This is a genomic window from Allorhodopirellula solitaria (assembly GCF_007859855.1).
GTDB lineage: Bacteria > Planctomycetota > Planctomycetia > Pirellulales > Pirellulaceae > Rhodopirellula > Rhodopirellula solitaria.
The window spans coordinates 485096-505257 of sequence record NZ_SJPK01000001.1 but is presented as its reverse complement, the minus strand read 5'-3'; the positions used below and the strand labels follow the sequence as shown (position 1 = coordinate 505257).

The 20162-nt window shown below is 56.5% G+C and carries 17 protein-coding genes; 7 read left to right on the top strand and 10 right to left on the bottom strand.

Features of this window, described 5'->3' with window-relative positions; all coding sequences use genetic code 11:
* Nucleotides 1-37: 37 nt before the first annotated feature.
* The 5 genes from CA85_RS01920 to CA85_RS01900 form a co-directional block, all read right to left on the bottom strand.
* Nucleotides 38-565: a M41 family metallopeptidase gene (locus tag CA85_RS01920; protein WP_146389589.1), complete on the bottom strand. Its 528-nt coding sequence runs from the start codon at nt 563-565 to the stop codon at nt 38-40.
* Between the two features lie 2 nt (nt 566-567).
* Nucleotides 568-1509 carry an aldo/keto reductase gene (locus tag CA85_RS01915; protein ID WP_146389588.1) on the bottom strand — a complete coding sequence of 314 codons (942 nt, stop codon included), beginning with the start codon at nt 1507-1509 and terminating at the stop codon, nt 568-570.
* A 246-nt stretch (nt 1510-1755) separates the two neighbouring features.
* On the bottom strand, nt 1756-2742 hold the full coding sequence (locus CA85_RS01910; protein WP_246112410.1) for an ABC transporter permease subunit: 987 nt from the start codon (nt 2740-2742) through the stop codon (nt 1756-1758).
* A complete protein-coding gene (locus tag CA85_RS01905) occupies nt 2739-3761 on the bottom strand; it encodes an ABC transporter ATP-binding protein (protein WP_246112409.1) in 1023 nt (340 codons plus the stop codon). Before CA85_RS01905 ends, CA85_RS01910 begins: the two co-directional genes overlap by 4 nt.
* A 45-nt stretch (nt 3762-3806) precedes the next feature.
* A complete protein-coding gene (locus CA85_RS01900) occupies nt 3807-5276 on the bottom strand; it encodes a sulfatase (protein ID WP_246112408.1) in 1470 nt (489 codons plus the stop codon).
* A 333-nt stretch (nt 5277-5609) separates the two neighbouring features.
* On the opposite strand from CA85_RS01900, the gene CA85_RS01895 reads away from it, so the two are divergent.
* The 4 genes from CA85_RS01895 (at nt 5610) to CA85_RS25540 (ending at nt 12290) form a co-directional block, all read left to right on the top strand.
* Nucleotides 5610-9062, top strand: a complete 3453-nt coding sequence (locus CA85_RS01895) for a mechanosensitive ion channel domain-containing protein (protein ID WP_146389587.1) — start codon at nt 5610-5612, stop codon at nt 9060-9062.
* A gap of 1138 nt (nt 9063-10200) precedes the next feature.
* The gene (locus CA85_RS25550; protein ID WP_186774688.1) at nt 10201-10638 is read left to right on the top strand and encodes a hypothetical protein; all 438 of its coding nucleotides are present in this window, start codon (nt 10201-10203) and stop codon (nt 10636-10638) included.
* A gap of 571 nt (nt 10639-11209) precedes the next feature.
* Nucleotides 11210-11806, top strand: coding sequence for a hypothetical protein (locus CA85_RS25545; RefSeq protein WP_246112407.1), 597 nt, complete (start codon nt 11210-11212; stop codon nt 11804-11806).
* Entirely contained in the window at nt 11781-12290 is a 510-nt protein-coding gene (locus CA85_RS25540; RefSeq protein WP_246112406.1) for a hypothetical protein, read from the top strand. The genes CA85_RS25545 and CA85_RS25540 overlap by 26 nt, the downstream gene beginning before the upstream one ends.
* Before the next feature lie 1007 nt (nt 12291-13297).
* Here the strand turns inward: CA85_RS25540 and CA85_RS01875 are convergent.
* The 5 genes from CA85_RS01875 to CA85_RS01855 all read right to left on the bottom strand — a co-directional run bounded on the left by CA85_RS01875 (nt 13298) and on the right by CA85_RS01855 (nt 18278).
* Nucleotides 13298-15082: an RHS repeat-associated core domain-containing protein gene (locus tag CA85_RS01875; RefSeq protein ID WP_146389585.1), complete on the bottom strand. Its 1785-nt coding sequence runs from the start codon at nt 15080-15082 to the stop codon at nt 13298-13300.
* 366 nt (nt 15083-15448) lie between these two features.
* Nucleotides 15449-16198 (bottom strand): transposase, encoded by a 750-nt coding sequence (locus CA85_RS01870; protein ID WP_315852688.1) that lies wholly within the window; start codon nt 16196-16198, stop codon nt 15449-15451.
* Between the two features lie 233 nt (nt 16199-16431).
* Nucleotides 16432-17076 carry a hypothetical protein gene (locus CA85_RS01865; protein WP_146389584.1) on the bottom strand — a complete coding sequence of 215 codons (645 nt, stop codon included), beginning with the start codon at nt 17074-17076 and terminating at the stop codon, nt 16432-16434.
* 823 nt (nt 17077-17899) lie between these two features.
* Nucleotides 17900-18115, bottom strand: a complete 216-nt coding sequence (locus CA85_RS25535; protein WP_246112405.1) for a transposase — start codon at nt 18113-18115, stop codon at nt 17900-17902.
* Entirely contained in the window at nt 18093-18278 is a 186-nt protein-coding gene (locus CA85_RS01855; protein ID WP_146389583.1) for a hypothetical protein, read from the bottom strand. The genes CA85_RS25535 and CA85_RS01855 overlap by 23 nt, the downstream gene beginning before the upstream one ends.
* Before the next feature lie 3 nt (nt 18279-18281).
* On the opposite strand from CA85_RS01855, the gene CA85_RS01850 reads away from it, so the two are divergent.
* The 3 genes from CA85_RS01850 to CA85_RS01840 all read left to right on the top strand — a co-directional run bounded on the left by CA85_RS01850 (nt 18282) and on the right by CA85_RS01840 (nt 20086).
* The gene (locus tag CA85_RS01850) at nt 18282-18704 is read left to right on the top strand and encodes a hypothetical protein (RefSeq protein ID WP_146389582.1); all 423 of its coding nucleotides are present in this window, start codon (nt 18282-18284) and stop codon (nt 18702-18704) included.
* Between the two features lie 48 nt (nt 18705-18752).
* Nucleotides 18753-19073 (top strand): hypothetical protein, encoded by a 321-nt coding sequence (locus CA85_RS01845; RefSeq protein ID WP_146389581.1) that lies wholly within the window; start codon nt 18753-18755, stop codon nt 19071-19073.
* 512 nt (nt 19074-19585) lie between these two features.
* On the top strand, nt 19586-20086 hold the full coding sequence (locus CA85_RS01840; RefSeq protein WP_146389580.1) for a hypothetical protein: 501 nt from the start codon (nt 19586-19588) through the stop codon (nt 20084-20086).
* Nucleotides 20087-20162 lie beyond the last annotated feature (76 nt).

Genomic DNA, 20162 nt, shown 5'->3' with positions numbered 1-20162 from the left:
GCGATCCGAAGGAGTATCGCGTAGCGATCGAGACGACTCAGTTTTGCCACCAGAACCTGACCAGTTCGTCAACGCGTTCGGCGCCGACCGGATCGCCGATCATCAATTCGTCCGCCAGGGCCGCCACGGCCGACCAGACGGGTTCCTCAGCAATGATTTTTTGTAGTCGGCCGACGACACTACGCAGCAATTGAGCCTGCTTGTCGCGGCCAGCAACCATCCCGGCGGCGCATTGCCTGGCATGGTCCCAATCCAGCGCCCAGCTTTCGGCATCGAGTTCCGAGGTATCGTTCCCTCGATAAACCCATTCGGCGACCGGACCGGCCAAGATCGTGAGCAGTTCTCGCTGTTGCTGCCAGGGATGTTGAGGATCCACCCGTCCCCAATCGACAACGCAGTCACCGAAGCGACGCGGCAGTGCATCGTCGAGGTCATCATAGGCCGAGGCCTGCGAGAGAGAAACCGAATCGACCTCTCCGCCCAACGCGCAGCCGATGATCGCGTGTCCGGCCTCGTGGTAGGCGGTGAAGGTCTCCTCGTCGTCGGAATCCCATTCCCAATCCATCGTTACGCCTCGGTCTCGACGAGAGCGTGATCGATACGGTGGAGGAGAGCCGGTTCGAGTGGTCGCGCCGAAGCCAAGTCGCGAATCTGATCCGGGCGCCGGGCTCCAACGAGTGCGGCCGTCACACCACTTTGGGAAAGCGCCCACGAAACGGCCAATTCAGCAACGCTGCGTTCGACCTCCGTGCTGATCCGCTTGAGTTCATCGATCAGCCGGTGGGCGCGGTCGCGCTGCTGGCCCTGGAAAACGGCGTAGCCCGGCCGACTATCGCCTGCTGGAAACACATGAACTGGGGAAATCTTTCCTGCCAGCAGGCCCTTCATCAACGTCCAGTACACCAGGACATCACAAGCGGCCTCGGACGCATCCGCGATCACGGTGCCAAGGTTTTCCTGCTGCAGCAGGTTCAATGGGCACTGGATCGCACGGCAGTCGCAGACCGCATCGAAACGCTTTCGCTGCGATTCGCTGGCGTTGCATAAACCGATCCGCCGCGCCAGCCCCGCGTCGCGCACCTGCAAGAGAGCCTCGGCACTGCGTTCAATCTCAACATCTTCATCGATGCTGTGCAGCATCAGTGTTCCGAAGCAGTCGATCCGGAGGCGTCGCAGCGACTCTTCGGCGTCCTTTCGTAGCGTCGCGGGACGGCTGTCGACGATGCGTTCGCCGTTGGAGAGATATCGTTGCCCCACTTTGCTGATCACATGAAAACGATCCGTATCGCCATTCATGGCAGACGCCAGGTATCGATCGGCCTCCCCTTCCATGCCGTAGCTGTACGCGGTGTCAAAGGTACGTATCCCACGCTCGATGGCCGTGGCAATCGTGGCTTCGGCGTCCTCGGCCGTCACACCCATCGTGGTCACACCAGAGATCGGCCACAAACCCAGGACGACTTCGGAGGCGAACAGCGGGGCGGGGGAGTTCGAAGCACAGTCAGGCATCTCAAGTCTTCTATGAGAGTGAATTTGGTTGCCAACACGCCAGGCAATCGCCGAATGGCACATACTCTAGTTTGCGAAGCCGCCTTGGTAACCCGACGCGTCAGCGAGGATCGTCTAGTGACCACGCAAAGCACTGGATTGTCCTCGCTGACGCATCGGGTTTCCTACGTCATTCTGTCCCCTCCGGAGGCCAAATGAGTACCAATCGGCGATCGCCCTGCCTGCCACCAGTGCGGCCAGGGCAGCCTACAGCGGTGCCGGCAAGTCACGGCGTTCGAACCGCACGACCGCGATGAGGTAACAAGCTGTCCCCAAGGCTAGCAGGAGCAGCGGGTAGTACAGTGGCGGGTACCATCCCGGCTCGATCGGCTGGCTGAAACTCCATGGTGAGCTGAGGCCTCCCTCCCGGACGAGCGTCGTCATCTTCTGCGGTTGATAACAACGGAAAAATGTCAGCGACTGCAGCCACGCTAAAGACTCAGCCGCTTTTCCAAGCCCAAACATCACCAGTTGGACCACATAGACGGTCATCACGGCTCCAATCGTACGCCAGCGGTATCGGTCGAAACTACTGATACAACTACTCAGTCCCAACAAGAAGTAGCCAAACGCAAAGAGATGAAATACCGAGGCGGTGTAGATCCCCGGCGCTACCCGCTCGCCCAACGAGAAGGATACCTCGGCGGGCGGATCGCTCGACAAAGGCAGTTCTAGACCGAGCAGCGGTACGCGAATCGAAGGGGGCGCAATCGTTTCGGTCACCGTCGTCGTCTCGATGCCAACAGTCATTCCAGCCCAGAGGAGCAAACACAACCCGAGCAGCCCCGCGGCACTGACGAAGGCGTGCGACATCAAAAACCGTGTGCGACTAATTGGTTGACTGAGCAACATTTCCAAAGTTCCTCGCCCCAATTCGCCACTGATAACATCGCTGCCGCGGGCCACGCACCAAATCACTGTGCAGAGAATGACGATCGGTTCATCGAATGTCATGCCGACGCGTCCGGCATAGGTGAATAGTGCGTCAAAGGGAACGGGCGCGAAGCGTTCGTAGTCACGGAATTGCTCGATCACATTTTGGAACTTGCCCATCTCGAGGAGCTTGACCACCCACACACGGACCCACCCAAAGGAGAACATCGCGATCCCAAGAAATAGGAATAGCAACGATGATTGGCCAATGTTCTTCCGGATCATCATCCGGTCCACACCCACATCTCGCAGCGGAATCATGTTGCCACCTCACTGACTGCGGCATCGGCATCCCGGGCTTGTCCGGGCTCGGGCTGCGTATCGGCTACGCCTAAATGGACGGCTCGGTAGACCGAATGCAATCCAAGCGGTTCGATCCGCATTTGCTCCAGAGGCAGTGACGCGAGCCAAGTGAGGGTCGGTGCGAGATCACCTGCAGTGTCGATCTGCACTCGCCGTCCATGCGGACCGGCCGGCAGTACGACCGAGCGCTCAATTCGTTCGCTCAGGTTATCTGGAATCTTGCCCAGCGCGCTGGAGTCATTATCAGGTGTGAGGCTCGCACTGGGACGCAGAATCGCGGTCACCCGGTGTCGTTGAAAGAGATCCTCCATCACGAGTTCTCTCGCCAACTCGCCTCTGCGAAGAAAAGCCACTCGGTCGCACGTCTGTTCAATCTCCGAGAGAACGTGAGAGGAAAACATGACAGTGCGGCCTGTATCTCTTTCCTTCTCGACCAAGCGGAGAACCTCAGCACGCACGCTGGGATCGAGGTTAGCGGTCGGTTCGTCGAGAATAAGGAGCGGGGTGCGGGGGCCGAAAACGACCGCCAATGCGAGCTTCTGTCTCATTCCGGTCGACATGAACGCCACCCGCCTTGAGAGATCCAGTTCGAGTCGTTCGGCCACGTCGAAAGACCGCGACGCATCGCCGCTGGGATGCATCTGGGAAAAGAATTCCAGCACACCGCGGCCCCGCATGTGACGTGGCAGACGCGCATCGCCTGGCAAATACGCCACCCGCCGGCGCACCTCGACACTGTCACTTTCCGGATCGAACCCCACGACTCGCGCCGCCCCCGAGGTCACGTGCAGATACCCCAGCAACAATCGGATCAGGGTGGTCTTCCCCGCCCCGTTGGGACCGAGCAGTCCAAAGATTTCGCCCGGTTGCACCGCCAGGCTGCAATCGTGCAAAGCTGTAAAACCGCCGTAGCGTTTCGTCAGATTCGTCGTCAGAACGATGCTATTGATGTCGTCAGGAATGATGAGTGAGCCCAATTAGTCGTGAGAAGGAATGTCCGGAGCGATTGATCTTGGCGTTCGTTACAAATCATTACGACGAACATCGGCGAGTTTGCGAGCCAACGCGGCCTCCAAACGTGCAACAACACTGGCATGCTGCGGCACGTCGGCAAGGTTATGATACTGTTGCGGATCAGCGTCCATGTCGTAAAGTTCTCGGCCACCCGCCGCGTCTTCACGATATTGAATGTATGCCCAGCGGGGTTCGCGGATTAAGAAGCCACGACGCGACGGTGCAACGCTGAAGGCGGCATCACGAACCTTCCAATTGCCGCCGTCAAGCAGCCCAGAAATGTCGATTCCCTGGATCTGCTCCGGCACTTCGAGACCACAAAGGCTGGCGGTGGTCGGGTAGAGATCGAGTAGCTCAACGATGCTCTCACAAACGGCCGGCGGTTTACCGGGGACGCAGACGATCAACGGCACCGCAGCGGATTCTTCATGCAGCGACACCTTTGCCCAGAAGTTATGTTCGCCGAGATGGTAACCATGGTCGCTTGTGAAAATCACGATCGTTTTTTCTTCGAGCCCCGCCCGTCGCAGAGCGTCGAGAACCTTGCCCACCTGTGCGTCCATGAACGCGACGGAAGCATAGTATCCGCCGAGCGCTTTTTTCTGGCGGCGGATATCCATTTGCATGTTGACGCTCGTTTTATAGTTAATGCCAGCTTGCGGGATATCGTCCCAGTCGCCGGCGAGTTGCCGGGGCAGAATATTATTTGCATACGGCTTGAACGCTCCAAAGTAGCGGCGTGGGGCTACGAAGGGGACGTGCGGCCGGACGAATCCCACGCCCAGCCAAAAGGGCTTGCCAGAGTGATCGCGAATCAATTCGCACGCCTTGTCCGCCGTCTTTCCATCGGAATGGACGCCTTCTGTACCGTCGGCTTCCACCACCACAAACGTATTGCCACCGACGACGGGTTGGGTCCCATTGGGATTGTTCTCGAGCGTCTCGCCATCGCCGGGTGCCTGCCATTCCGGCCCCGGACTGTTGAACCGCTGCGTCCACGAACGGGCGTCGTCAGCACCGTTGCCGCCGCCTTCGATGCCACCGGGGACACCCATGTGAAAAATCTTGCTCACCCGCGCCGAGTAATATCCGTTCTCTTTGAAGTACTGCGGCCACGTAGGGCGATCGCCGATCTGAGGTCGCGGGTTGCTGTATCCCAATACACCCGTGGCGTGCGGGTAATATCCCGACAGGAACGAAGCACGTGAGGGCCCGCAATAGGTGCCCTGGCAGTAGGCGCGGGTGAACCTCGTTCCACGCGCCGCCAGAGAATCGATATTCGGCGTCTGACACACGGGATTGCCGTAGCAGGAGAGTGCCGTTGCCGTGAGGTCGTCCGAAATAATGAACAGGACGTTGTACCTTTCAGCAGCCGAACTGACCAACGCGGGAAAACACGACAGAGCTATCAACACATACCATCTCATCTTGGCTACCGCCTGATCGTTGGGAGTGAAACTGGTTCGACGTGCCATCATAACCGCCAACCATACAGACTGACCAACGGCCCATCTTCGGTTTTCCTCGGAGGTTCGTACTACCAGCTTGCGCGCTCGCCAGTCCCCAAGGAATTGAGCCGATCGGCCGTGCGCACCGACCACTCCAGGGAGATGCCGGTGCAGATCCATTCGAACGTGATGTTTGTAGCCAGTTCAGTGCACGTGACCAACCCAGTGCAAGGCCAGCAGGACGAACGATCGCTCGACAACGCAACCTCCGAAGCAGTGGGGTGGTCGGAGCACTGCTACGGAGCGCAAAATGGGCCGCGTGTGGCCACCGACGGCCTGTGACTGACAACGACGGAATACGAAATGATGCCCTTGCGATTGACCGCCCTATTCTGCCTCGCTCTTTGGGGAGCCACCTGTATTGCCAGTCCCCAAGGCGATGAAGCCGGGGGTGCGGTGGACGCGGCGAGCGACAACGGAACCGATGCGGGGGAATCCAAGGAGAAATCGGAAGACGAGATTGCCACAGCGATCCGCAGTGGTCAGGCCGAGGTTGGCGCCGACTCCGCTCTCGATGAAACCCTCAAATCTTCCCTAGAGGAGGTCTATCAATCCGCCCAGCAGAGCCTGCAAGCGGCAGATACCAGTCATCGAAACACGAGTCGTTACAAGGCGATGACCCGTGACGCCGATCAGGATTTAGCGAAACTCAGCTCCGAATTGCAGGAGCCCGCTGGAGCGGCCCTGGAGATTCCGGCCGACGAGAAATCAGACACGATCTCACAGCGACTGGCCAAGGCCAAGGCAGACCTCGTCTCGGCAACCGACGCCGCGGAGTCTTTCGCGGGCGAGCCGCTGCGACGCCAGGAACGACTCGCCGAAATCCCTGGTGAAATGACTGCGGTGCAGCAGGAACTCACCGATGTTACCGAGCAGCTTGACCTGCCCGCCCCGGCGAATGAAGCCCCCTTCGAAACGCGAGCTCGCGTGACCTCGTTGCAAGCTCGTTTTCTCGCCGCGAATGCTCGCTTGGCAGAACTGCAGAACGAGCAGGCGGCCTACGCGGCGACCGTTGACGTGCTGCCGCTTCGCCGAAATCTCGCCGACGAGCGAGTGTCCGAGCTCCAAACTCAGATCGATGCACTCCAAGCGGCGCTCTTGAAGCGACAGCAAGCCGAGGTACAGAACACGACCGATGATCTGCGGGAGGACTTAGCGAAAGTCAGCGGCCCGCTCAAATCGCTTGCCGAACAGAATATCCGACTCAGTGAACTGCACCAACAGTTGATCGTCGAAGCCGGAGAGGCCTCGCAATCACTCGACGAGATTCGTCAAGCGACCCAGACCGCCGAAGCGGAACGCAAGACTTCGCAGGAACGCGTCAAAGCTGTGGGGCTGACCGATGCCCTCGGTCTGATGTTGAGAAACCGGCGCAGCGAATACAAACGTCTGCGCCAAAAATACCTACCCAGTGACGATCAGCAGGACCGAATTCAGACGCTTCAGGTGATGGCGTTTCAGCTCGACGACGAATTGCGAGATATCGATGACCAAATCGCTGCGGCGAGACCGGCCCACAAAGCCAGAGCGGCTAATTCATCATCTGCATCGACAGACACTTCGGCTGAGAATCAAGCGCCCGATCGATTCACGCTGCTGAAAAAACGGAAGAAACTGCTCAGTGCAACGCTGAAGAGTCAGAACTCTTTGTTGCAAGCTCTGGTCAATGGCGATACGCAGCGCCGACTGTTTTCGCAGGAGGCCGATCGCTACATCCACTATATTAACGAACAAGTGTTTTGGGTTCGCAGTGCCGAGTCTTTCTCGATGGTCGAATTGAGACACGCTTCGAAATCGCTGCACTGGCTCGTCGACCCAGCGAATTGGCGTGAAGTCGCTCAACATGCCAAGGCAACGCTGGGGCGGCATCCGCTCAACGGCGTGATCGGGCTGGTCATTGTGATCGCTCTCTTCCTGGCGCGGCCTCGTCTTCACCAGTTCATTGAGCACGCCTCCGTCGACGCCCGCCGCTACATGGCGACAATCCGTCCGACAGTCAAGACGCTGGTCGCGACGTGGTTGCTAGCCGCGGCTTGGCCGGCCGTTTTTCTATGGGGCGGCATCGTACTGGCGAGCCGAACGAGCGCGCATCCCTTTGTCAATGGTTTGGGGGCTGCCTTGATTGCTGCGGGTATCTTCATCGCCCCGCGCGCCTTGCTGTTGGAGACTTGCCGAAAGGATGGATTGGGCGACGCTCATTTGGGTTGGAATGCCGCGGTGCGAGCATTGCTGCGATTTCACCTACGGTGGTACCTCCTATTGGGCTGCGGGCTGAATTTCCTGCTGGTTCTCTGGCATGCGATTCCCGACAAGGAAGCACGCGCGATGACCGATCGGTGGCTTTCGGTGGCCATCTTCGCGATGTTCGCGGTCTTCAGTCATTTTATCTTCCGGCCACAGAGCGCACTCTTTATTCAGCTTCGTAATAATCGGCCCGACTCAGCGTCCTATCGGATCCGCTATGCGATCTGGGCGATCACCCTCGGGATGCCAGCGATCCTTATCTGCATGTCGTTGGCGGGATACCTCGACACCGCATTTCGACTGGGATACTCGTTCCAGTTCTCGCTGGCACTACTGGTGATGGTCGTCATTCTGGTCGCGCTGGTCTTTCGTTGGTTGACGCTCCGCTATCGTGACATCGCGATCAAGCAAGCTCGTGAGAAGCGAGAGAAGCAACGCGCGACGGCGGAAGCATCCAAGAGCGAGTTGTTGTCCGATGAGGTGGGCATCCAGCTCGTTGAAGAGGATTCCACTGACCTGCCCGCGCTCGATCGCCAAACGCGTCAAACGGTTTCCACCCTCGCCACGGTGCTGTCCCTCATCGGCCTGGCCTTCATTTGGAGTGATGTGCTGCCCGCTCTCGATGTTCTCGAACGCGTCCAGATAGGAAGTGTTGGCACGGGTTCGGAGATTCGCATCTTTACGCTCAAGGATGTCGTCGGCATCGCCATCGTCACCGCAGCGACAATCTACGCAGTGCAGACCTTTCCCGGGCTCTTGGAGATGATCATTCTACAGCGTTCGTCCATGGACAGCGGTGCGCGTTACGCCTGGACCACGATTCTTCGCTACCTCCTGATCGTTGCCGGAATACTGCTTGTGATGAACATGCTCAGTGTGCCGTACCAACAACTTGGTTGGCTCTTAGCTGCGGCATCGGTGGGACTCGGTTTCGGTATGCAGGAGATTTTTGCAAACTTCGTTTCCGGAATCATCCTGCTACTCGAACGTCCCGTCCGCGTCGGGGATGTGGTCACGATCGACGACACCACCGGTGTGGTCAGCCGGATCAAGATGCGCGCAACCACCGTGACGAGTTGGGATCGAAAGGAACTCGTCGTGCCCAACAAGGACTTGATTACTGAAAAACTCCTCAATTGGTCGCTGTCCAATGTCATCAACCGAATCACGATCGACGTCGGCGTTGAATATGGTGCCGATCCCGACGAGGTGCGCAAGCTCCTAGAACGCGTCGTCAGCATGCATCCCGATGTGATGGCCGATCCAGCCCCCTTGGTGAACCTCGAAGAGTTTGGTGACAACTCCCTCAACTACTCCGTACGCTTCTTCTTGGCAACGCTCGATCGTCGAGTCGGCGTGACGCATGAAATCAATGCTGCGGTGCTGCGAGCACTTCGCGAGGCGCAGATCAGTATTCCGTTTCCACAACGTGACCTGCATATCAAGGTGGAGGGCGATCCCCGAGACGCGTCTAAAAATTCGCCCGACCTTGATCAGGGTCAGTCTCCCTAGAGAACTTCCAGGCTATCGGTTTCATCGATACCGGCTGCGCAATAGTGAGCCAAGTGTGCCGCAAGGCACCGGGTAGCAACGCTCTACCCGGCCGCTCACGACGCGGGAGTAATCAATGTCGTCTATGACGAGGCAGGCGGGCTGTTGATTCCCCACAAAACCAGATCCCCTGTCAGCTTGTCTGACAGGCATCGCCGTTTTGAGGTTAGAACAATGGAGTGTTCACCCCGCTCCCATGGGGGCTTGCCCTGGGCTGTTCAATCTTTGGGGTTGCGACCCCTTTCGGTTGATTTTCATGGAGGTGATTTCTGTCCTGATTTCACCCTCCCGAGCGAAGCTGGGGAGGGTCGAGAAACGAGCCTTCAGCGAGTTTCTCGGGGAGGGCTCGGTCAGGGTTTTGCAGCGATTGAGGGGTTTTCCCAGTGCTGGGCCCCTCCCCGACGAGGCTTCGCCCGTCGACCCTCCCCAAACTTCGTTTGGAGAGGGTGAAGTCAAGAAATTGCGCAAGACCTATCGAGCGTCAACCCCAAAGATTGAACAGCCCAGGCTTGCCCCGCATGAGAGCAAAGTTTGTCGGCTTGGTTTCCTGTCAGACAAGCTGACAGGGGAACGCATGTCGATGACGCGGTTTTCTAATTTCAAAACGTCGCTTCGGCGTGTGGCAGGCACACGGGGGAGCCAACCTGTGGGTAATCCAAAAGCGGCACCACCTCACGTCGCCTCGTGTCAATTACCCACAAGTTTGCCCACGCCGAAGGCGTTTTAGACAATAGCCGGTGGTTTGAGCGCAAGCGAACACCACCGGATACAACGCGAAACGCAAGAGCCAACCCCGAATGGGGTGGAAGATCATTCATGACGAGGTCTGCGACCCACTTCGGGGTCGACGTTCGGTGACCAACGAATCACCGTAGGTGGCGCTGCGGCTATTCTCTCGAATCCCTAACGGGATACTTGTGGGTAACTGACAGCTCGTCGCCTCGTCCACGACAGAAAAGATCTCGCAAAAATTCGCGACTTATTCATCAAGCGATACTTGCGCGTCTCGGCTCAATCAATCGACAACCCGCAATCGAAGATGCTCGAAATCTTTCGGCAACGTCAGTTTTCTGCGCGCAATGGTATACCGCTTGCTAAAATGAATTTTCGTTTTGTGTTCAATACCCGGTTGATTGGAGAAGAGATCATGGTCCGCATTTTCGTCATCACGGCAGCTGCCGCACTGTTCACCTGGGCGGTTTCCGACAGTGCTGAGGCATTTCACGGGCATCGTCATGGATGTGGGTATCGGGCACCGGTGACCGCCTACTACGCGCCCGCGCCGAACGTGAATGTCTACCGCTCGGCAACGGTCTACTCGTCGGGCTACCGTGGCTATGTCGATCCGGGCTACGGCTATGGCTATGGACCGGGAGGGTACGGCTATGGACCCTATGGCGGGTCGGCCTACCGAGCCGGACGCGTTTCGGTCGGAGTCGGTTCGGGAGTCGGCTACGGAGGTTATGGATATCGGGGATACGGGTACCGGGGATACTCCGATGGATATCCCGGTTTCGGTTACCGCTACGGTTGGTGAACTTGGCCGCGGAGAGCGTGCATTGCGGTCCAGGGCGCGATGATCCACGTGAGTGTTCAACGCCCCCCGTAGGGCTGTAGAATAGGGGCATGTAGAATAGGGACAGGCAATGAATAGTTACCTTCGATGGCGGCTTGCATACCATAAGCCTGGGCTGTTCAATCTTTGGGGTTGCGACCCCTTTCGGTTGATTTTCATGGAGGTGATTTCTGTCCTGATTTCACCCTCCCGAGCGAAGCTGGGGAGGGTCGAGAAACGAGCCTTCAGCGAGTTTCTCGGGGAGGGCTCGGTCAGGGTTTTGCAGCGATTGAGGGGTTTTCCCAGTGCTGGGCCCCTCCCCGACGAGGCTTCGCCCGTCGACCCTCCCCAAACTTCGTTTGGAGAGGGTGAAGTCAAGAAATTGCGCAAGACCTATCGAGCGTCAACCCCAAAGATTGAACAGCCCACCATAAGCCAGAGGAGAGGGACACAGCACCTTGCTAGGGAGCGTGACTTGGCTTAGCAGAGGGGGCAGGTTGAATTTGACGCTTGCGGCAAATTTCCTGAGAATGCGAGGTGAGTGATGAGTCGGATGGCACGTTGTGAGGTCTTTGACCCCGAGGAAGTGGCGATCGCCCACGTTTACACCCGCGTCTGTCGCCGATGTTTCCTTCTCGGCGATGATCCGGTCTCTGGGAAGAACTTCGACCACCGGAAAGTCTGGATTGAAGAATATTTGCAGCAATTCGCAGCCTATTTTGGGATCGACCTGGTCGGCTTTGCGATTCTCTCAAATCACTTCCATTTAATCCTCCGATCGCGCCCGGACGTCGTGGCGACGTGGACGGATGAGGAAGTGGCGCGGCGATGGTTGATGTTGTGCCCCCATCGCCGCCAGGCGGATGGATCGCCCATGACTCCGACCCAACCTGAGATCCAGTCCATCGCAGGGTGTCCCATCAAACGCGAGGTAATCCGCAAACGGCTGAGTAGTTTCAGTTGGTGGATGCGGTTGCTGTGCCAGCGCGTGGCGATGCGAGCCAATCGCGAAGATGAGCAAACAGGTCGCTTTATCCAAGATCGATATCACGACGCGTTTAGCGGACGAAGCCTCGTTGCTGGCCTGTGCTGCCTACGTCGACCTGAATCCAATTCGGGCGGCGATGGCCGAAACCCTAGAGGGCAGTGATCATACGTCGGTACAAAGACGGATCGAGGGATTGGTCGATGAAGCCTGCGTATCGAACGATGTGGGCGGTGATGCAAACGACGGCGGTGGGGAGGCTCACGACGGGCGGAGCCATCGGTCGACAATTGTAGCCAGACGGCTCCGTCCGTCTGAGCTGATACGCGTTGGTTGCTTACGACGGGCCGAGCCCATTTGCGACAAAGGATTCTTGGCGATGCCGATTGAGGATTACTTGGAACTGCTGGATTGGACGGCCCGCCAGACCGCGTCTGGGAAGCGTGACCGCACGCCTGCGGAGATCCCACCGATACTGGTTCGGCTGGGACTGGACCGGGCGACTTGGTGTGAATTGGTGAGCGACTTTGGGCGACTGTTCTGCTGCGTGGCGGGACGTCCTGCATGTGTCGACGCGATGCGCTGTCATCGAACGCATCGTCGCTATCACCTTCGCCGCCGCGCCCGTGAACTGCTGACAGCCGATTAGCGACTCTCACCCTTCTTCGAATGCAGAAATTGGCGGTAGGGAACCGAAGATCGAGAAGGTGCGCGCTGAAGTAGGCAAGGCAAGTTGATCCGAGGGGCACTTGTTGCACTCGCAAGCTGACAAATCGTCGCCTCGGCCGCCAATGGCCATTAATCCAATCAAGCCAATATTGACTCGGTTGACAAAGTGCTATGTCCCTCTGGATTTCCTTCCTGAACGGCTGAATCAGCCAAAACTACCCCCGTCACCTTTTTCTTCCTCGTCACCTTTTTCTTCCTCATGCGGCGACTTCCATGTCGCCGTCGTTCAGCGATCTATCCACGCCTGGCGGCATCCAGCCGAAACAGCCGCGACGCACTTCGTGTGCGTCGCTTCGCTCCAGTGCGTTTCATGCTCGATCCAGTGCGGGCGGCTTCGTGCCGCAAGTATGGCGGACTTCGTGTCCGCCAATAAGAAAGGCCACCTTGCGGTGACCTGTAAAGGTGTCGTTTTACTCCGGTGCAGTAGGTGGATTACTCGTTATTGAGTCCTGACACCTTACTCTTCGTCGCTCGCGAAACTATTTTCCTCCCGTTTGATTACTCTCAACGCGGTTTGGCAACAGCTCTTCGAGCTGCCGTGTTCTTCCATGGGTGTACTCGCTTGCAAATTCACCAGCGCCAGCAATCTGGTTCCATACTTTACGAAGACCACCCCACGTCGGCGGGTTCTGCGTTAGTAGCGCTATGGAGTCCGCCAGTTCCTGGGCATTTGAGACCGTGATGGTTTCGTCGTTGTAACAGACGTTTCCGCTTCCATTGTAAACGATCAACCACGCAGCATCCCAGCGATGCGGGGCCACGTCGTGTGGTCCGACTCTCCAGCGATCGAGATTTTGCTGAATAGCTATTCTGTTTCTATCTATCGAATCTGGAGTCGTGACCAGGACGACACCCACGGTCAAAATGGTCCCAAGGCAGCATGCCACCAACAAAAGTATGGCTCTTCTTTTCATAGAATCCGACCGTTCAGTCCCGTCTTGACTGCTGCTTAGGAAGGGTCCCATCCTTGGTCGCAGTCTCACGTTCCGTGTTGAATACGTAACAGGTGCCATGGCGATCAGCCCACATTCCTGGCGAGTTGTAGAGCCCGCGAATCTTGATGCCTCGCGCTTTTAAGTCCGCTATAATCGCATCAATCAATGCAGGGCTACTCTCCGTCCGATCATCACCCCCAAAGATTATGCCTTCGCTGCCCGTCGGCAGGTCATGGAGATCAATTGAGTTGTTTGGGTGATCGTCTGCTTCGAAATGATAGACCCAAATATCACGCATTCCTCCACCCGGAGTTTTGTCACCCGGTGAAACGATAATGAGCCCCACGCACGGGCCAGCCCCCGTTGTGCCAACGTAGTGACCGAACGGGATGTTCGAGAAATGTGAGTTCTTGCCTTGAGGGACACCATGAGTGCGTCTATATCCGGGATACGGCACTACCTTTACCGGAGGAATACCTAAAGTCTGCTGAGCTTTTTTCTTGCCTCCCGGAGTTCCGGTATAGGGCCAGACATTGACGTCATCATTCTCTTGCTCGACTTCGTCAGGCTTCTTCGGTTTAGGAGGCTGTAACCCACTCGGATCAGTCTTCGTCGTAGGCCCATTCCCCACGTACCGATACAAGTTGGCATCCCCCGCAGCGAACCCTATCGGGTCATTGCTCAGCCAACGGCCTGTAGCTGGGTCGTACCAGCGGGCGCGGTTGTTCTGTAACCCCGCATCCGCGTCCCAGTCGCGGCCGGTGTAGCCGAATAGCTCGTCGATCGCATCGGCGTGGCTGCTGGAGATCGTACTTCCTGACGCGTCGTAGTCTTGCTCGACGATCCGGTTGCCAAAGCTGTCGTAGGCGACGTGCTGGCGAATCTCGCCGTTGTTGTCGACCAGGTCTCGCACACTGCCCAGATGGTCGGTCAGTGCCCAGTAAGTATCTCCCGCCGTTGCACTCGCGGTGGTCGCGGAAAAGTCAGGCCCCGTGCCGCCGTTGTACTGCTCGTCGGCCAGCAACTGGTCGACCATCTCGCCGTACAGGTACCGGCTGGCTAGCGTGAACGATTCCGTCGCCGCCTCACCATCGGAATCGGTCGCACGCAGCGCGGTTTGACCTTCCGTCCAGAGAAAAACTTCGTCGCGATCGAAATCGCCGTCCCCGTCACTGTCCAAGCGTTTGCCGACCCGTTGATCCAGCGCATCGTAGATGTACTCGATCTTTTGAGTCACGCTACCAACCGCCGAGGTCTTCTCGGTGATGGACTCCAGGCGATTGCGGTGGTCCCACTCATACAGGGTCACCGCACCGGTGGAGATCAGGATTCGGCTGAGCGTGTTGCCCTCATCGTCGTACGTGTAGTTGTACGTGCCATCGGTCTGCAACTGGTTGTGCGTGTTGGCAGCGGACTGGGACGCACCGCCGCTGGATTTTCGATTGCCTCCGGCATCGAAATCGTAGGACTCGGCGCTCGCCAAGCCGAAGGGTTGAGACAACCCACTGATCGCAGTGCTCGCAGCGGACGTCAACTGATCGCGTACGTCGTAGCCGTACGCGGTCGAGGTGCCATCACGATAAGTGGAAAACTGCGTCAAGCGATTGTCCGCGTCGTACTGATAAGTGTAAGCGGCTAGCAAGTCGGAATTGCCCAGGGAGGCGGGCAAGGTGGAAGTGCCGTTCCAATTTTCGCCGGAGGCAATTTCCGACGCTCCATGGGTGAGGCTGCTGAGCCGTCCGGCACCATCATAATCCATCCGCGTGTGGACTTGCAAATCCGAGGTGCTGGCGGCGGGTGTGGCCGGTGGGAACCGGCCCTACGTGCTCCAGCCCCAGTTGTGGATTTATGAAACCATGGTGAGCACCTCGTTGAGATTGGCAAATCGCTTCGGACGCGTCTCGATCGGAATCGGCTCGGGGGTCGGTTACGAGTTTGGGAACGAAGCCAAATGGGTCAGGCCTCTTTGATTTGATCTGGCTGGTCGATTCGAGCTTTTTGTCTTCCTCGAGGTCGCATGGTGGATTCCAGATTGAGCCTTATTGCGATCGTCTCCACCCACCCTTCTTCTCCGAACGGACGTCCGCGCTGGGCTGACAACTGGACGAAGCCAAATGGGTCAGGCCTCTTTGATTTGATCTGGCTAGTCGATTCGAGCTTTTTGTCTTCCTCGAGGTCGCATGGTGGATTCCAGATTGAGCCTTATTGCGATCGTCTCCACCCACCCTTCTTCTCCGAACGGACGTCCGCGCTGGGCTGACAACTGCACCGCTGCGAGTTCGTGCTGATCAAGAGGTTCGGTGACTCGCTGAACCCACCTCGGAAGTCTCGGTATGGGCCATGCCGAAAGTAATTGAGGGTTGGGTTCTGGGCTCTGCAAACATCGCCACAGTGATCCCCAGCGCCAGTTCTCGGCACGCTTGACCAAACCGGCTCGCAGTGCATTGCGCTCGACGTATCGACAGACAATGAAGAAGTGATCGTCATCTTGGATCGGAAAGCTCTTGTATCGTTGTTGGTACACATGCCCCAGACCGCTCGTGTGATAGTGAGCATGATACCGCATCGTATGAGTGCCGCCCACCCATCCCATGAATCGACTCATTTCCCCATCGATGAGCGGTCTCAGAACAAGATGATAGTGATTGTGCATCAGTTGGTAGCAAAAAAGCTCAACTTTGAATATCTCAAGCGCTTCATGCAGCACCATCTCAAATGCCGCAAAATCAGCATCCTTGTGGAAGATATTAGCCCGAAGGTTTCCACGATTCAGTGCGTGATAAAGTCCGCCAGCTACATCGGCGCGAGGTGGCCTGGGCATCTTTTGCTCCGTCCTTGGAAGAATACCACACCATACCAAGCCCGCACGCTGAATCAAAGAGGCCTGACCCATTTGGCTTCGTCTGGCACAGAGAATGCCGTCACACGTTGCGTGCTATTTGCTAGCACTACCTGTTGTGGCTCACCAGCGGCGTTCGACTACAGGTTGATCCAAGAGGCTAAAACACGCGGCATTCAGACCTGACCCATTTGATCGTTCTCACTGCGACGTCGGTTTTTTCGCAGAAAAACCAGGGTTTAACATGCGTTAGAGTCAGCGATTTTCAAGTTCGACCATGACAGTGCTTACTCTTGTTCGGACACCTTACTCTTGTTCCGCCTTCTGAAGTAGGCCCGCAACTGATTTAGCGGACGAATCAAAGTTCCGGGGTCTTTTGTATCTGGTTTTAAAATTGGTTTATCCTTATCTGAAAGGGCAAGCGTCTTTGAACCGACCAGTTCAAGACTATAACCATTGAAACTGTATTCAAATCGGTTCGATCGGACAATCCAGTTCGCCAGCGACCTCAACACTACTGATGTTCCGTCGTACTCAATTCTGGTTAATCCTGCAGATCCTGGTGCCACCATCTGCCAGTGTTCGATTTTTTCATCTTTCATAAAGATAGCGATCACGGGCATTTCAAAGTCTGTGAGTGGCAACGGTTGTGGTGAGTCAAGAAAAATCCATAAGCCACCATCAATACTTGCAGGAAAGCTGGCAACGAAACGCATAAGGTGGAATTTCCCAGATGTGAGTTCTGTCAACTTCTCTTTGCGATCGTATGTATCTGAAAATATATGTCGGAGTAAATTCTTCTCAGTGCTGCTCATGGCGGCGCTTGCCAAAAGCTCCACAAACGCATCAATCGATTGGTTGATCGATTCCTCTAGATGCTTGCTTGGTGACTCGGCAACACCATCTAGAGTCCAGAAAATTAAGATTGCCATAGCTGCACATTGACGATAACCTCGTCTGTCCGATTTCAATTGTACTCTCATTTGACTCGCGCTCGAATGATGTATATTTCTACGCTAATGCCACTTACCCTGACTTCAACTGGCCATGGGACACTGGTTATCATGCGTTGGTCATTTAGCAGTGCATTTATCGTGTCTTGGGCTTGCTGGCCAGAAGTCGTTCCTAGGGCGACTGTTAAAGTGCCGCCTGATCGCAGAACTCGTACAATTTCATCGATTGACGAAGAAAAAGGACGAAGAAAAGGTGTCCGTTACCTTATGCGTCATTCAAACGCATCGTAATCCTCTGTTTCATGGAAGAATAGTATCTCTTAGCCTCACGCGATTCAGCACGTGGTAGCAATGCCCTGCAGCATCAGCACGTTTCGGTCGGCCCATCATCTTCAGCTTCAGGAGAAGCGTCAATTCTCTCGCAAGCCTAGCCTATACTCGACTCGACGTCAAAAGAAACGGTACCGGACACCTTGCTCTTATCCGTGAGCGCTGCATTAACACGCTTGAGCCAGTCTCGTAAACGCGGAATCGCCCACGGCGAGAGGATCTTAGGAGTTGGCTCAGGACGTGTGCACCAACGGTGGAGTGATCCATGTCGCCAGTCCTCTGCCTTATCGACCAGACACGCACGTAGAGGGTTTCGCTCGACGTACCGGCAGACCACGTAAAAATGCTCATCGCTCTGAACTAGAAAGCTCTTGAACCTCGACTGGTAAAGGTGACCGTATCCGTGACGGTGGTAATTTCCATGATAACGCAAAGTGTGAGTCGCTGAGACCCAACGCAGCAATCGTCCCATTTATCCGTCTTTCCTTGGTCGCAGAACAAGGTGCCAATGATTGGGCATCAGACTGAATGAGAACAATTCGACGGGGTACTTCTGCAATCCTTCATCGACGATGCGAATGAACGCATCGTAGTCCTCAGGCTTCTTGAAAATTTCATTCCGATCATTTCCACGATTCAGGGCATGGTAAATGATCCCCGCTTCGTCAGATCGCTTTTGCCGGGGCATGGCTCGCCTCAAGGATGATTGCGTAGAAAGGCTCATTCTGAACGGCTGAATCAGCCAAAACTACCCCCGTCACCTTTTTCTTCCCCGTCACCTTTTTCTTCCCCACCTTTTTCTTCCCAATCGCAGCGGCAAGATGCTCGTCACGGTGATCGACGATGCCCATCTAATGGCAATGGACAACCTCCGCAAACTGCGGCTACTCCTGGAGGATTTCCCAAAGAACCACAACCTGATTCTGGTCGGCCAGCCGGTGCTGCTCGCCGATTTGGATCTAGCAGTGAACTTGGATCTCAAAAGCCGCGTGACCTATTCGGTGATCACCAAACGCCTGCACGATGACGCGATGCGAGCGTTCATCGAGCGAGAACTCGATACCCTCGGCCTTCCCCATAGCACGTTCACCCCCGGTGCAACCGAGTTGATCGTCCGCTCGGCCGATGGCGTCTTGCGCAAGTGCCGAAATCTGTGCCTCGCGTCGATGCTCGAAACGGTTCGAACGACTGCGGGAACGACGATCGATATCGACTTGGTCAATCGCGTGCTCCTTCAACCGCACTGGCAAAACGAAGTCGACCTGACTGATTTTTAGACCTCAGAAAAACACACCCACCCCTACCTCCAACGCAAGACTCCAGTTATGAAGATCACCCAAGACTCACTGCGCGCGATCCGCAACGATTTACCGATGAAACTGACGATCGTTCGGCTCGGTGAGCATGGTCCGATAGCGAAACAAAGCGATGGCTATTTCTGCTTTGCGTGTCCATCGTGCAAAGAACTTCGCGCGACAGTGAACCCCAAGAACAATCTCGCTCATTGTTTTAGCTGCGGGGAGAACTACAACAACATTGACCTGATGATGATGCAGGGTCACGACTTCTTGCCAGCATTCGACATCCTGAGCAATTGGCTAGAGCAATACCAACGCGACCTCGGTGAAAGGAAGTCCTCGGCGTAATCGGCCAATCGCATCGAACGCTCACCGACAATCTCCATCAGTGCGCCCGTTTCGTCGAAGCGGTCGCACTTTTTTAATGCGCTGAGCGCTCAGCCGCGAATCCCAATTGCACCCCGCCTCGACTCGGCCTCTCCCATCGCATTGGCCAGAAACACGCTCTCCAAAATTCTCAATAATTCGGCAAAAGGGCCATTTCGGGTCTCAAATCCGTACAGTCATAATTCGGCAAAAAGTGCGACCGCAATTCGGTCGGTAACAACGAGCATCGGTTCAGCATTATCGAATTGGAACCCACGTCCATGCGATCGTTCGCTCAGAACGATCGCATTTTTGCTGCGCAGTTAGCCTTTTGCTGCGCAGTTGGCATTGATCGTTCCCTAGCGATCGCAATCGGATTTCGATCAAGAGTCCGAATCGCCGAGCAGATCAATCGGCGCCATCCATCCTTCACGACTTCGGTCCCGGATCATCCAACTCTCCGACACCAAATCGGCCAAGAAGAGCGGCGCGAGATGCTTCTCCAAAATTCGCACCAGTTCGGCCAACACGCCAAAATCACCGCCAAATCCCTACAGTCTCAATTCGGCCAAAAATGCGACATCAAAAAGGCCGGTAACAGCTACGCATCCGCTTCGCTCACGACGCCCGGTCTCCGCTCGGTCACTACGGTGCGGACTTCGTTCGTCGAAAAGCCTCCTCACTGCGCCTTCCCTGCGCTGCCGTCGCTCCGACCCGGCGGTGCCGACGTCGGCCTCGCTTCGCTGGCCTTCCGTGTCGGCACCGCCGGGCGGCATCCTGCCACCGGGCTTAGTCATGCGGCGACATCCTTGTCGCCGTCGTTCAGCGATCTATCCAGGATGGCGGCATCCAGCCGAAACAGCCGCGACGCACTTCGTGTGCGTCGCTTGTTCGCTTCGCTCACGAAGAACCAATGCCTGGGCGGCTTCGTGCCGCAGAAAATGGCGGACTTCCTTTCCGCCAACAAGAAAGGCCACCTTGCGGTTGCCTGTTAAAGCGTCGTCTATCTCCGGTGCAGATCGTGGTTTACTCGTTATTGAGTCCTGACACCTTACTCTTCTCCTGACACCT